Here is a 13,874-nt window from a genome sequence, read left to right on the forward strand (position 1 = left end):
TGCGGGCCTGCTCAGGCCTCTACTGCGGTCTGCGCGGTCGCCGGCTCGTCGGGTGCCAGCCGGGTGTCGGCCGCCGCCTGCCCCTCGGCGTCGCCAACCTCCTCACAGATGGCCGCCGCGTCCACCCAGTGGCGATGCGCCTCGTCCGGATCGTCCAGGGCGGCCGCCGCGTCGCCCAGGTAGAGCAGGGTCCGGCCCAGCCCCGCGCTCGGCCGGCCGCCCTCGCGCAGCCGGCGGCTCTCGGCGAGCATCTCGTAGGCCTGCCGCGCCTGCGTCGGGCTGGTGGCCAGCAGGGTGGCGCCGGCGTTGAGCAGGGCGGCCGCCCTGCTCGTCGGATCGCTCACCGACTCGTACTCGCGTAGCGCGGCCCGCCACGCCTGCGCCGCGTCGAGGTGTTCGCCGACGCTGGCGTGCACCAGCACCAGATTGGTCAGCGCCGCGGCGTAGCCCCGGGCGTCGCCGAGCGAGCGGAACGTGTTCGCCGCCCGCACCAGGTGGTGGTGGGCGCTGTCCAGCTCGCCCCGGGCCAGCCGGGCCGCGCCCAACCCCAGGTCGGTCAGCGCGTGCCCGGCCCGGTCGGCGCCGGAGCGGTGCCGCCGGGACAGCTCCAGGTGCTCCACCGCGTCGTCGAGTTGGCCGAGGTCGAGCAGGGCCAGGCCGAGGTTCATCCGCGCCTGCGCGGTGCCGCGCCGGCCGCGTTCGGCCACCGCCAGGGTCAGCGCGGCGGCGGCGCCCTGCGGGTCGTGCCGGCGCCGGCGCAGCACGCCCAGCTCGTTGTGCGCCCAGCCGGCGATCTCCGGCCGGTCGTCGGCGGTCGGGGTGGCGAGCACCGTGCGGCACACCTGCTCCCACTCCTGCAGCCGTTCGGCGTGCGCCAGCCACCCGCACAGCGCCACGGCCAGCCGGAACCACCAGCGACGTACCCGCCGGGGCAGGGTCTCCGCGGCGCCGGCCGGCACCCGCACCACCGCCAGCAGCAGCTCCTGGTGCAGGTCGAACCAGCCGTAGGGGTCGTCGTCCAGCGGCAGCGACCACTCCCGGTCAGGCGGTGACCCGATCGCGGCGAGGTTGGCCGCGTGCCGCTCGGCCTGGCGGGCCAGGTGCCGGGTGAGCCGGGCCTGGGCGGCGACCCGCCGGCGGGCCGGCTCGGCGTCGCGCAGATGCAGCCGGGCGTAGCCGGCGAGCAGCGGCCGGATCTCGTAGCGGTCGCCGGGCGCGCCGACCACGAACGCCGCCGCGGCAAGCTCGTCGAGGAGCGCCGCCACCCGGTCGGGCCGCCGACGGGCCAGCGCCGCGATGGTCGGCCGGTCCACCGGGGCCGGGCTGAGCGACATCAACCGGTGCAGCCGCCGCGCCTCGACCGACAGCGCCCGGTAGGCGGTGTCGCGCTCGGTGACCAACCGGGCCGCGGGGGAGACGCTGACCCGCTGGTGCGGGGGTGTCTCGACCGCTCGGCGCAGCGCGTCGAGCACGTCGGCGGGGCGCCAGCCGTGCTGGGCGGTGCGGTAGCCCAGCGCGCGGACCGTCCGCGGCTGCCGCCCGCAGAGGTCCACGATGGACCGTACCGCCGGGTCGGCGCGCGGATCGGCCCGGCGGACCCGGGCGGCCGGCGCGGCCTGCCCGGCGGCGGCGAAGAGTTCGACCGCCTCGGTCGGGCCGGGCTCGGCGATCCAGTGCGCCACCACGCCCTCGAGACCGGTCAACGCGGGGCCGCCGGCGAGCAGCAGCCGGCAGGTGCGCGCGGTCGGCGGCAGCAGCGGCCGCACCTGCGCGGGTGTGTCCACGTTGTCCAGCACCAGCAGGATCTTGCGACCGTCGAGCTGCCGGCGCAGCGCGTCGGCGGCCTCGGCGAGCGCGTCCGCCCGGCCGGACGTCGGCGGCGGGGTGCCCAGGATCCGGGCCAGCGCGGTGAGCACCTGCCGCGCCGAACGGGGCCGGCCGGCGCGGCGCAGGTCGAGGTAGTACTGCCCGTCCGGGAAGTTCTCCCGGCACAGGTTGGCCGCCTGCACCGCGCAGGCCGAGGTGCCCACCCCACGCCGGCCCAGCACGGCCACCGCGTGCTCCCGGGCCAGCAGCGCGACGATCGACTCCACGTGCTCACCCCGACCCGTGAAGCCGGCCGGGTAGGGCAGCGTCGGGGCGCCGGTGGTCGGCTCGGCGACGATCTCCGTCGGCTCGGCGGCGACCTGCCGGCCGGCCCGCCGCCGGCGCATCTCGAACACCAACCAGCCGATCGCGCCGCTGACCGCCACCGCGATGCTCGCCGGCCCGAGCACGCTGCTGGCCAGCTCGGAGAGCAGGTTGCTGGCCAGGTTCGCGGCCACCCCGCTGACCAGCGTGCCGACCGCGACCAGCACCGGCCAACGGGGCGGACGGCCGGCGCCGGTCGGGCCGGTCACCGGACGCCCCCCGCGACCAGGCCGGCGACGAGATGCCGGCGGGCGAGCACCACCAGCAGCACCGGCAGCACCGAGGCGATCACCGAGCCGGTGGCGAGCGCGCCGCTGTTGGCCACGAAGCCGCGGGTCTGCCCGGCCAGGAAGAGCCCCAGCGGCGCCGCGTCGGGGCCGCTGAACAGCAGCCCGACCACCAGGTCGTTCCAGACCTGCACGAACTCCAGCACGGAGACAGCGACGATCGCCGGCCGGTTGTGGCGGGCCAGCCGGCGCAGCGTGCCCCACCAGTGCCGCCCGCCCAGCCGCGCGCCACGGACCTGCTCCGCCGGCAGGTCGGCGAAGGCGTTGCGCAGCACCAGCACCGCGAACGGCACGCCGAGCGCCAGGTGCACCAGCGCCAGCCCGCGGGCGGTGCCGGAGGAGAGCACCACCCCGAGCACCTCGTTGACCGGCCCCGCGATCACCTGCACCGGGACGATGCTGGCGGCCATCAGCAGCAGGCCGGTCGCCTGCGCCGCCGGCCCGGTCAGCCAGGCCAGCGGGTATGCGGCGAGCAGCGCGACGACCAGCACGGCGGCGGTGACCACGGTGGCCAGCAGCAGCGTGAACGTCAGCGCCCGCCACAGCTCCGAGCCGCCGAGCACGTCGCGGTAGGAGTCCAGGCTGAGCGGTGCCGACCACCAGCCCTCGGCCGCCGCGTCGACCGGGCTGTGCAGCGACGTCGCGACCAGCACCCCGAGCGGGATCAGCCAGGCCACCGCCGCGCCCGCGGCGATCAGCCGGAACAGCCGCGGCGGCGGGGCGGTCGCCGGCTCCGCCTCCTCCGGCTCCGGCTCGGCGGGTCGCGGCGGCGGCCACGCCTGCCGGACGAAGAGCGCCGCCACCAGCATGCCCGCGGCCACCGCCACCAGCCAGACCACGCCGAGTGCCGCCCCCTCGCCGGTGGTGGTGCCGCCGGAGGTCTGCCAGACCCGCAGGGCCAGCACCGCCGCCTCGTCGCGTACCGAGCCGGGCGCCATCACCAGGATCAGGTCGAAGGTCCGGCTGGTGCCGACCGCCACCAGGGCGAAGACCACCGCGAAGGTACGCAGCAGCAGCGGTCGCCACTGGGCGTCCCAGAGCACGTGCCGGCGGCTGCCGCCGTAGGCGCGTACCGCGTCGGCGAGGCTCGGCGGCACCCGGTCCAGCGCGGCGCGGAACACCAGCACGGCCAGCCCCACCCAGGCCCAGATGAAGGCCGACATCAGCGCCACGGTGACCAGGCCCGGGCCGAGCAGCTGCGGGGCGTCCTCGGCGGAGCGCCCGGTCAACCGCGCGGCGAGCAGGGTGGCCAGCCCACGGGTCGGGTCCGGGTCGTACATCAGGCGGAAGGTGACCCCGGTGACCACCAGGGGCAGCGCGATCGGCACGACCAGGATCAGCCGGACCAGGCCGCCCTCCTGGGAGCGGCGGGACGCGGCGGCGAGCAGGTAGCCCAGCCCGGTCACCACGGCGGGCACCAGCAGCGCCCAGAGCACCGTGCGACCGACCACCGCGGCGGTGTCCGGCGCGTCCAGCGCGGCCCGGAAGTGCGCCGCGCCCACCCACCGGCCGTCGGTGGTGACGCTGGCGTGCACGGTGCGCAGCACCGGCCAGAGCACCAGCCCACCGAGGAGCAGCGCGGCGGGCAGCAGCAGCGCCGACGTGGCGCCCGCCGCCGGGTAGGCACGACCGCGCCGCGGCGGCCCGACGTCGTCGAGGACGGCCAGCTCGCCGAGGACCGGTGCCCTGGTCACCGGCCACCGCCCGCGCTGCGGGCCGCGGCGGCGAGCTGGCCGGTGGCCCGGCGGACCGCCTCGGCGGCCGGCACCCCGCTGGTCACGTCGGCGAAGAAATCCTGCATCATCCGCCAGATGCCGACGCCGTCGGAGCCGGTGAACGGCCCGGGAAGCCGGTCGGAGAGGTCGAACCGTGGGGTGTCGGCGGTGCGCATCTCGGCGGCCAGCCGGCGGCGGACCGGATCGGCGTAGCCGTCCAGCGGGACGGTGATGTTCGGTGACAGGTAGCCGCCGGCGCGCAGCCAGGGCCGGAACGCGGCGGCGTCGGTCAGCCAGCGCACCAGTTCCACCCCGGCGTCGGCGCCGGCGAAGGCCACCGCGACGTCGCCGCCCACGATGAGCGGGCCGCCGCCGGGCTGGGCGCCGGGGAACCGGAACGTCGACGGCCCGGCCGAGTCGCGCTGGAACCGGTGGACCACGTCGTCGACGAAGTCACCCTCGAAGACCATCGCCGCCCGGCGCGCGCGCACCACCTGGATCACGGACTCCTCGTACTGGGTGAGCAGGGCGCGGCGGGCGCCACCGGGAAAGGCGCCGTCGACGCTCCAGATCTCGGCGAGCCGGTCGAGGGTGTCGCGCACCGGCGCGCCCTGCCAGTCGGCGTCCGGGCCGGCGAGGGCGTCGTAGCCGTCGGGCGCCACGTCCGCCAGCACGTTCTCGAACCAGTCGGTGAGCACCCAGCCGTCGGCCGCGCCGATCGCCAGCGGCGCCGGGCCGAGGCCGCGCCGGGCCCGCGCACCGAGGCGGCGGGTCAGCGCCACCAGCTCGTCCCAACTGGTCGGTGGTTGGGCCAGCACCGAGGGCAGGTGCCAGAAGAGGGACTTGTGTGCCGCCTTCACCCAGACGCCGACCCGCTGGCCGCCGACGGTGAGCAGGTCGCCCAGGTCGCCGGGGACGGCGTAGCCCGCGGCCGGGGTCAGCGGGCTCAACCAGCCCCGCTCGGCGTACTCGGTGACCAGGCCGGGCCGGGGCAGGATCGCCACGTCGGGACTGGTGCCGGCGAGGTGCCGGGCGCGCAGGAACGCGTCGATGTCGTTGCCGGCGCTGACCACCTGCACCGGCGCGGGATAGCCGGCCACCACCTCGCGGAACCGCTCCAGCTCGGTGCCGCTCCAGACCACTGCCACCTGCACCGCCCGCTCCCCGCCGGAGCAGCCGGTGGCGGCCGTGGCGGTGCCGGCGACCGCAGCGCGCAGCAGCGTGCGGCGGCGCAGCCCGCCCCTCATCGCCCCACCGCCTCGGTGACCAGCTCGACCCGATCGGGGACCTCCTCGAGGGTGGCCGGGTCGGCGGTGCAGACCAGCACGGCGACCCCGGGTGCGTCCGGAGGTGAGAGCCGGGGTACGAGATCGCTCAGCCGGCCACCACCGGCCATCCCGGCGGGCAGGTCGACCACCAGCACCTCGGGCAGACAGGCGGCGGCGCGGGCCAGCGCGACCCGGAACCGCTGGGCGTCGGAGAGCAGGTGCGGCAGCAGGGCGAGGGTCGGCGCCAGCTCCAACCGCTCGATGACGGTCGCCGCCCAGTCGTCGGCCACCTCGCGTACCCGTTCCCGCTTGCGCTGGCCGTACTCGATGTTGCGGCGCACGGTCAGCTGCGGCAGCAGCGCGCCGCCGGCCGGGACGTAGCCGATCTGGCGGCGCGGCGGCGGCAGGGCGGTCACGTCCCGTTCGCCGACCAGGATCCGCCCGGCGAGGGGTGCGGCGAGCCCGGCCAGCACCCGGGCGACCGCGGTGCCGACCCGGGGCGGCGCCACCAGGGCCGCCGTGCGCCCGGCGGGTATCTCGACGGTGACCGGCCCGGTGCCGGGGACGGCGACCAGTGCGCGCAGCCGTAACGTGACCCTCACCTCCGGTGACCTCGTCGACCCGTCCCAGGGTGGCACATCACGCCGACAATCGATGTCCCCGGCACGGCTCCACAATGGAGAAGCGGCTCAGTCGGCGTGGTAGAGGCGGGCCAGCGCCGCCGCCGTGGCCGCCAGCCGGTCCCGCAGCGCCGTCGGTGCGAGCACCTGCACCTCGGCGCCGAGGCGCAGCAGGTCGCCGTGCGCGTGAGTGAGTGACTCGATCGGCAGCGCGGCGGTGACCCAGCCGGCCTCGTCCGGTGGCCCGGCGCTGCTCTCCACGGCTGCCACCACCACGTCGCTGGCCACCTCCCGCAGCCGGGCCCGGCCGGCCGGGGAGAGCCGTACGGTCGCCTCGTCGCGGTGCAGCCGGGCCCGGAACTGCTGCACATGCCCCCGCCACCAGCTCGACAGGTCGAAGTCGGCCGGCCGGTCGAACCCCTCGTCCAGGGTGGTCAGCGCGAGGATCTGGTTGACCCGGTAGGTGGCCGGCTCGTCCCGCCCCGGTCGGCCCGCCACCACGTACCAACGGCCGCCCTTGAGCACCAGTCCGTACGGGTCGAGCACGCGGGTGACCTCCCCGGCCCAGCTGCGGTAGCGGACCTCGATCCGGCGCTGCCGCCACACCGCGTCGGCCGCGGGCGACAGGTGCGCCGAGGCGTCGCCGTCGGCGAACCAGCCGGCGGTGTCCAGATGGAACCGCTGTTGGAGCAGCGCGGCCCGCTCGCGCAGCGGCGGTGGCAGCGCGGCGTGCAGCTTGAGCTGGAGCGCGGCCACCACCGCGCCGTCGCCCAACTCGTCGGCCGGGCCGGGCAGGCCGGCCAGGAAGAGCCGGTCCGCCTCCTCGGTGGTCAGCCCGGTCAGCCGGGTCCGCCACCCGTCGAGCAGCTGGTAGCCGCCGGCGTGCCCGGCCTCGCCGTAGAGCGGGATGCCGCTGGCGTGCAGCGACTCCACGTCCCGGTAGATGGTCCGGGTGGACACCTCCAGCCGCTCGGCGAGCTGGGTGGCCGTCATCCGGCCGTGCGCCTGGAGCAGCAGCAGGACGGAGAGGAGTCGACTGGCCCGCATTCTGCTGACAGTAGTTGTCAGGGAAGTGCCGCTACCGTCTCGGCATGGCATTTCGCGACAAGCACCTGCGGACGCCGGGGCCGACCACGGTCGCCGGGCGACAGCTCAAGCGCTACCACATCGACCAGCCGGAGCGCCCGATCGAGCCGGAGGTGGAGAAGGCGGCGTACGACGTGCTGCCGAGCCTGCTCCCGGAGCCCGACGGCACCCCGCCGGCCGGCTGGGTGGTGTTGCACCGGGGCGCGGACACCGGCGCCTACCTGCTGGCGTACAGCTGGACCTGGGACAACGCGGTCGAGGTGGGCGTCGCGGTGGCCGGCCAGCCGGCGCTGGACTGCCCCGACGAGGACCCGACCCACTTCGTCCCGCTGAACAGGCCGGGGGTGGGCTGCGTCTGGGAGCTGAGCGTGCTGGAGCACGAGCGGGCCGCCTGGGTCCGGCACGTGCTCGCGCCGGAGCGGCCGGACGTCGAGGCGTACCTCGTCGACGCCCACGCCGAAGGGCCGGTGGGCCGCTGATGGGCGACTTCGACTTCCTCGTCGGTACCTGGAACATCGCCAACCGGCGGCTGAAGAAGCGGCACGTCGGCAGCGACGAGTGGGACGAGTTCCCGAGCGTGAAGGTGGCTCGTAGCTTCTTCGACGGCGCGGGCAGCTTCGACGAGATCACCTTCCCGACCAAGGACTTCTCCGGCGCGACCGTGCGGACCTTCAACGCGGCCCGCGGCGAGTGGTCCATCTACTGGATGAACAGCGCCAACGGGGTGGTGGAGATGCCGCCGCTGGTCGGCCGTTTCGTCGACGGGGTCGGCACCTTCTACGCCGACGACGTCGACGAGGGCCGCCCGATCCGCTGCCGGTTCATCTGGTCGGGGATCACCGCGACCTCGGCCCGCTGGGAGCAGGCGTTCTCCACCGACGGCGGAGACACCTGGGAGACCAACTGGATCATGGAGTTCACCCGCGCCTCCGCCGACTAGCCGCCGGTGGAGCCCGGGGGAGTGGTGGTGCGGTAGATCGTGGACAGCCAGACGTCGAGCAGCACGTCCACCACGTCGGGCTCGGCCACGGCGGGTGAGTCGGCGGCGAACGTCGCGTACATGACCCGCTCGTTCATCGAGGTCAGCGCGATCGCCAGGTCCCGGGCGGGTGATCCGCCCGGGGCTGCGCCGCGCCGCCGCTCGGCCTCGATGGCCGTCTCGGCGCTGCGCACCCAGCGCTCCAGCACCGCCGCCCAGAGTTGGCGTACCTCGGCGTTGGTGCCCCGCACCTGGGCGCAGGCCAGGGTGACCGCCTTGTGTGCGCGGAACGTGTCGTGGAACCGGCTGATCAGCTCCCGCCAGCGGGCCCGGGGGTCCTCGGCGAGCCGGTCCAGCACGTCGCCGGCGGCGGCGTCAGCCTCCTCGGTGACCCGGTCCAGCAGGGTGAGCAGCACCGCGTCCTTGGAGGCGAAGTAGAAGTAGAAGGTGGGGCGCGAGATGCCGGCGCCGCGGGCCAGGTCGTCGATGGAGATGTCCGCGAACGCCCGCCGTTCCAGCAACCGCTCCGCGGTGGCCAGAATCGCCAGCTCGCGGTGGTCACCGGCGGACCGGGCGGCCCGCCGCCCGCGCGGAGTCGCGGCTGCGGCGGCGGCACGCACGCTCGTCATGACCACCGATCCTACCGGGCCTCAACACCCTGTCGAGAAACTCGACAGGGTGTTGACTGGCCTCGACGGCGGTGGATAAGGTCCGGTCCACCGCCACCCACCGGGAGGTGCCATGGCCTCCGACCACGTCGACGTGATCATCGTCGGCGCCGGGCTGTCCGGCGTCGGCGCCGCGTGCCACCTGCGGCGCAGCTGCCCCGCCAAGACGTACGCCGTGCTGGAGGCCCGGGACGCCATCGGCGGCACCTGGGACCTGTTTCGCTATCCCGGCGTGCGGTCCGACTCGGACATGTTCACCCTCGGCTACTCCTTCAAGCCCTGGACCGACCCGAAGGCGATCGCCGACGGCGACGCGATCCGCGCCTACGTCCAGCAGACCGCCCGCGAGTACGACGTGCAGCGCCACATCCGCTTCCGGCACCGGGTGCTGCGCGCCGAGTGGGACAGCGCCACGGCCCGCTGGACGGTGCACGCCCACCGCGACGACACCGCCGAAACCGTCGAGCTGACCTGCGCCTTCCTCTATGTCTGCGCCGGCTACTACCGCTACGACGCCGGCTACACCCCGGACTTCCCGGGCGTCGAGCGGTACGCCGGGCGGCTGGTGCACCCGCAGCACTGGCCGGCCGACCTCGACCACACCGGCAAGCGGGTGGTGGTCATCGGCAGTGGCGCCACCGCCGTCACCCTGGTGCCCGCCATGGCCGAGCGGGCCGCCCACGTGACGATGCTGCAGCGCTCACCCACGTACATCCTGCCGCTGCCCGCGCGCGACGCGCTCGCCGACGCGCTGCGCCGCTGGCTGCCGGCGAAGGCCGCGTACCCGGTGGTGCGGTGGAAGAACGTCCTGCTCGCCACCGCCAACTTCCAGCTCAGCCGGCGCGCGCCCGGGCTGATGAAGCGGCTGCTGCGCCGAGCCGCTCGGGGCCGGCTGCCGGTCGGCTACGACCTCGACCGACACTTCTCGCCCCGCTACGACCCGTGGGACCAGCGGCTCTGCATCGTGCCCGACGGCGACCTCTTCGCCGCCGTGCAGGACGGCCGGGCCTCGGTGGTCACCGACACCATCGACACGTTCACCGAGCACGGCGTCCGACTGGCCTCCGGCGAGGAGCTGCCCGCCGACGTCGTGGTGACCGCGACCGGCCTCAACCTGCTCGCCCTCGGCGGGATGACGCTCACCGTGGACGGCGCCGAGGTCGACCTGGCCGGCACGGTGGCCTACAAGGGGATGATGCTCTCCGGTGTGCCGAACCTGGCCATGACCATCGGCTACACCAACGCCTCCTGGACGTTGAAGGCCGACCTGGTCGCCACCTACGTCTGCCGGCTGCTGCGCCACCTCGACCGCACCGGGCAGCAGATCGTCACCCCGTTGCCGCCGCCCGGCGACGACCGGGTGCCGCTGATCGACCTCCGCGCGGGCTACGTCCTGCGTAGCCTGGACGCGTTGCCCAAGCAGGGAGCCGCGGCGCCATGGCGGCTCCACCAGAACTACCCCCGCGACGTGCTGCTGATGCGGCACGGCCGGCTTGCCGACGCCGGCGTGCGGTTCTCCCGGGCCGGCGTCGTCGGCCGGCCTGCCACGCCGGAGCGGCCCACCGGCACCCCGGTAGGCTGACCGTCCTTCGTGGACGATGCGGCCGTTGCCTGAACCGAGCAGCAGAGGAGCAACCCGTGCGTACCTTCGACTTCGCCGACGGCACGGCCGTGGTCACCGGCGCCGCCAGCGGGATCGGCGAGGCGCTGGCACACGCGCTGGCCCGCCGCGGCAGCCACCTGGTCCTGCTCGACCGGGACGCCGAGCGGCTCGACGCGGTGGTCGCCGCGCTGCGCGCCGGCCACCCCGACCGACAGCTCAGCACCTACCTGGTCGACCTGGCCGACCCGGCCGCGACCGCGCGGGTGGCGGCGGAGATCCGGCAGCGGCACCCGCGGATCCGGCTGCTGATCAACAACGCCGGGGTGGCCCTCGGTGGCCGGTTCGACCAGGTCACCTTCGAGGAGTTCAGCTGGGTGGTCGAGATCAACTTCCGGGCGGTCGCACAGCTGACCCACGCGCTGCTGCCCGCGCTCAAGGAGGAGACCGGCGCGCACCTGGTCAACATCTCCAGCCTCTTCGGCCTGATCGCGCCCGCCGGGCAGAGCGCCTACTCGGCGAGCAAGTTCGCCGTCCGGGGCCTCACCGAGGCGCTCCGCCCCGAGCTGGCCGAGCACGGGATCGGGGTCACCTCGGTGCACCCCGGCGGGATCAACACCCGGATCGCGGCCAACGCCCGGGTCGGCAGCGGCGTCGACCGCGACGAGTACGAGCAGGGCCGGCGGCAGTTCGAGAAGCTGCTGACCATCGCGCCCGCCAGAGCCGCCGAGGTGATCCTGCGAGGGGTGGCCCGCCGCCGCGGCCGGGTGCTGATCGGCTGGTCGGCGAAGCTGCCGGATCTGCTCGCCCGGGTGGCGCCCGCCTCGTACCACCGGGTCCTGGCCCTCGGACTGCACCGGGGCGAGCCGGCCTCGCGTGCCGCGACGCCGACGCCGTTCGAGCGCGAGCGGCCCGCCGCGACGTCGCCACCTGCGCTCGTCCCGCCCGCCTCGCCACCGCCGGTCGCGCACCGGCCGGTGGGCGCCGTGCCCGCACCACGGGCCGCCGAGGTGTCGGCGACCGAGACCGCCGGGGAGCCGGCATGAGCGCGGCGCAGGGCCCCCGGCACGTCACCGTCGACGGACGCCGGGTGCGCCACCGCATCGACGGCGACGGCCCGCCAGTCCTGCTGCTGCACGGTGTCGGCCGCACCCTGCGGGACTTCACCGACCAGCACGAGCGCCTCGCCGAGCGGTTCCGGGTGCACAGCGTCGACCTGCCCGGCTACGGCGGGTCGCTGCCGATGGCCGAGCCGCACACCCTGCCGGCGCTGGCCCGCTTCGTCGGCCGCTACCTCGACGTGGTCGGCGTCGACCGCCCCGCACACCTGGTCGGCAACTCCCTCGGCGGTGCGGTCGCCATGCGCCTCGCCGTCACCGAGCCGGCCCGGGTGGCCAGCCTCGCGCTGGTCAACAGCGCCGGCTTCGGTCAGGAGGTGACCCTCGCGCTGCGGCTGCTCGCGCTGCGCCCGTTGGGCCGGATGATGCTGCGCCCCAGCCGGGCCGCCGCCCGCCGGGTCGAACGAGCGCTCTTCCACGACCCGGCGTTCGCCACCGCCGAGCGCGTCGCGTACGCCCTGGAGGTGGCCCGCCAGCCGTACACCGCGCGGGTGATGCTCGAGACCGTCCGGAGCCTGGGTGGCTTCCGCGGCGTCCGCCCGCAGTGGCGAAAGGAGCTGCTGACCCAGCTGGCCGCCCTGGCGGTGCCGACGCTGGTGGTCTGGGGCGACCGGGACCTGATCCTGCCGGCGGCCCACCTCGAGGCCGCCCGGACCCGGCTGCCCCGGGCCCAGACCCACCTGTTCCGCGACTGCGGGCACATGCCGCAGATCGAGCGGGCCGAGGAGCTGCACAAGCTGCTGCTCGACTTCTGGGCGACGCCCGCCAGCTCCGACGCCGGCGCGGCAGTCGTCACCGCGACGATCGAGGACCCCCGCGCCGCCGAGCGCCGCCGCCCGGCGCCGGAGGCCGGCTGAGCGTCAGGGCGGGGTGCTGCCCCGCTTCTCCTCCTGCGCCAGCACCGCCTCGCGGTGCTCCGGGTCGTCGCGGCGGGTCAGCTCGGCGGCGAGCCGCGGATCGCCGACCAGCCGCTCCCGGTTGCGGTAGAGGAAGGTCTCGAAGCCGCCGGTGTACGGGCAGGCGAGATCCCCGAGCGCCCGCTCGGGGACGTACCGGCAGCCGGTGCAGTAGTCGCTGATCTCGTCGATGTCACTGCCGTCCACCGCGTACGGACGGGTTTCCACCCGGGGCAGGTCGGCGTACTGGCTCATGCCGACCACGGTCGCGTTCATCACCCAGTCGGTGCCGTCGAGGAACGAGCGCCGGAACCAGTCGGCCAGCTCGGTGGGGCACCAGCCGCGTTGCAGCGCGTAGTTGCCGAGCACCAGCAGCCGGGGAACGTGGTGGGTCCACGCGCCGTCGCGGACCGCGGCCAGCACGTCGGCGAGGCAGCGCGCCTCGACCGCGTCCGCGTCCAGTTCGGCGAACCACTCCGGTAGCGCCTCGGTCGCGGCCGGCCCGCCGGCCCCCCGCGGTCCGAGGTACCAGTAGAGCTGCCACAGGAACTCGCGCCAGCCGAGCAGTCCCCGGATGAACGGCTCCACCGCCGCGCGCGGGGCCGCGCCGTCGCGCCAGGCCTGCTCGGCCGCCCGCACCGCCGGCGCCGGGTCGAGCAGACCGAGGTTGAACGACGAGGAGAGCGCGCTGTGCGCCAGCAGCGGGTCGTGGACGCTCATCACGTCGGCGTACCGGTCGTACTCCGGCAGGCGGTGCGCCAGGAAGTGGGTTAGCCGGGCCTCGGCCTCCGCGTGCGTGGCCGGATGCCGCCGGGGGCCGTCGCGGCCCACGAACCGGACCCCGTCGGCCGCCCAGCGGTCCAGGTCGCGGCGCACCTGGGCGTCGATCTCGTCCTCGACGACCGGCGGGGGCGGTGGCAGCGGCTGCGCGGCGGCGGAGCGGGGCCGCCGCCGCGCCGGGGCGCCGCCGGCGGAAGTGGCGAGCACCCCGTGTCGGCGCAGCGCGTGCCGGTAGAAGTCGACCATCCGCAGGGGGACGCGCCGGCGCTGGTCGGCCCAGGCCGCGAAGTCCGCCTGGCTGGTGACGAACCCGCGTGGCGGCAGGACCGCCAGGCCGGGCACCGAACGGGCGAAGCGCAGGCCGGCCCGGGAGTGCGGATGGCAGACCTCCACCGGCCCGGTGAGCTGGTCGAGCGCCTCCCGGAAAGTGCCGGTGCGCAGCAGCACGGCCCGGTCACCCAGCTCGGCCGCGCGGTGGCGCAGTGCGGAGAGGATCAGGTGGGCCTTCTGCCGGTGCATGGGCCGCCGGCGGAACAGCTCCCGCGCCTCGATGAGCAGCACCGGCTGGTCGGAATCGTCGAGGAAGTGCGGGCCGAGTTGATCGGCCAACAGCCATCGGCGGGGAGACATGGTCCAATTCTGCCCACTGCGGGGCGGTCGCGCGCGG

Annotated in this window: 12 protein-coding genes; 5 read left to right on the top strand and 7 right to left on the bottom strand. The window is 75.5% G+C overall.

Annotated elements, in window-relative coordinates; all coding sequences use genetic code 11:
- Nucleotides 1-11: 11 nt before the first annotated feature.
- From ACIBBA_RS10620 to ACIBBA_RS10640, 5 genes are all read right to left on the bottom strand, one after another.
- Nucleotides 12-2,399, bottom strand: a complete 2,388-nt coding sequence (locus ACIBBA_RS10620; protein ID WP_396695863.1) for a hypothetical protein — start codon at nt 2,397-2,399, stop codon at nt 12-14.
- Entirely contained in the window at nt 2,396-4,171 is a 1,776-nt protein-coding gene (locus ACIBBA_RS10625; RefSeq protein WP_396695865.1) for an ABC transporter permease subunit, read from the bottom strand. Before ACIBBA_RS10625 ends, ACIBBA_RS10620 begins: the two co-directional genes overlap by 4 nt.
- On the bottom strand, nt 4,168-5,439 hold the full coding sequence (locus ACIBBA_RS10630; protein ID WP_396695867.1) for an extracellular solute-binding protein: 1,272 nt from the start codon (nt 5,437-5,439) through the stop codon (nt 4,168-4,170). The genes ACIBBA_RS10625 and ACIBBA_RS10630 overlap by 4 nt, the downstream gene beginning before the upstream one ends.
- Nucleotides 5,436-6,062: an ATP-binding cassette domain-containing protein gene (locus ACIBBA_RS10635; protein WP_396695869.1), complete on the bottom strand. Its 627-nt coding sequence runs from the start codon at nt 6,060-6,062 to the stop codon at nt 5,436-5,438. Before ACIBBA_RS10635 ends, ACIBBA_RS10630 begins: the two co-directional genes overlap by 4 nt.
- Nucleotides 6,063-6,149: 87 nt before the next feature.
- Complete coding sequence (locus ACIBBA_RS10640) at nt 6,150-7,127, bottom strand: helix-turn-helix transcriptional regulator (protein ID WP_396695871.1); 978 nt, start codon at nt 7,125-7,127, stop codon at nt 6,150-6,152.
- A gap of 44 nt (nt 7,128-7,171) precedes the next feature.
- On the opposite strand from ACIBBA_RS10640, the gene ACIBBA_RS10645 reads away from it, so the two are divergent.
- Nucleotides 7,172-7,645, top strand: coding sequence for a hypothetical protein (locus ACIBBA_RS10645; protein WP_396695872.1), 474 nt, complete (start codon nt 7,172-7,174; stop codon nt 7,643-7,645).
- Nucleotides 7,645-8,106, top strand: a complete 462-nt coding sequence (locus ACIBBA_RS10650) for a hypothetical protein (protein WP_396695873.1) — start codon at nt 7,645-7,647, stop codon at nt 8,104-8,106. Before ACIBBA_RS10645 ends, ACIBBA_RS10650 begins: the two co-directional genes overlap by 1 nt.
- On the opposite strand, the gene ACIBBA_RS10655 is transcribed toward ACIBBA_RS10650, so the two are convergent.
- Nucleotides 8,103-8,774 (bottom strand): TetR/AcrR family transcriptional regulator, encoded by a 672-nt coding sequence (locus ACIBBA_RS10655; RefSeq protein ID WP_396695874.1) that lies wholly within the window; start codon nt 8,772-8,774, stop codon nt 8,103-8,105. The genes ACIBBA_RS10650 and ACIBBA_RS10655 overlap by 4 nt on opposite strands.
- Before the next feature lie 112 nt (nt 8,775-8,886).
- On the opposite strand from ACIBBA_RS10655, the gene ACIBBA_RS10660 reads away from it, so the two are divergent.
- Genes ACIBBA_RS10660 through ACIBBA_RS10670 form a run of 3 tightly spaced genes read left to right on the top strand, consistent with a single transcriptional unit; the run spans nt 8,887 to nt 12,388 of the window.
- Complete coding sequence (locus ACIBBA_RS10660) at nt 8,887-10,395, top strand: flavin-containing monooxygenase (RefSeq protein WP_396695876.1); 1,509 nt, start codon at nt 8,887-8,889, stop codon at nt 10,393-10,395.
- A 56-nt stretch (nt 10,396-10,451) separates the two neighbouring features.
- Nucleotides 10,452-11,459, top strand: coding sequence for an SDR family NAD(P)-dependent oxidoreductase (locus ACIBBA_RS10665; protein WP_396695878.1), 1,008 nt, complete (start codon nt 10,452-10,454; stop codon nt 11,457-11,459).
- Entirely contained in the window at nt 11,456-12,388 is a 933-nt protein-coding gene (locus ACIBBA_RS10670; RefSeq protein WP_396695880.1) for an alpha/beta fold hydrolase, read from the top strand. Before ACIBBA_RS10665 ends, ACIBBA_RS10670 begins: the two co-directional genes overlap by 4 nt.
- A gap of 3 nt (nt 12,389-12,391) precedes the next feature.
- Here the strand turns inward: ACIBBA_RS10670 and ACIBBA_RS10675 are convergent, their stop codons facing one another.
- Nucleotides 12,392-13,837, bottom strand: coding sequence for a cryptochrome/photolyase family protein (locus ACIBBA_RS10675; protein WP_396695882.1), 1,446 nt, complete (start codon nt 13,835-13,837; stop codon nt 12,392-12,394).
- Nucleotides 13,838-13,874: the final 37 nt, after the last annotated feature.

This window comes from Micromonospora sp. NPDC051006 (genome assembly GCF_044456245.1).
GTDB lineage: Bacteria > Actinomycetota > Actinomycetes > Mycobacteriales > Micromonosporaceae > Micromonospora.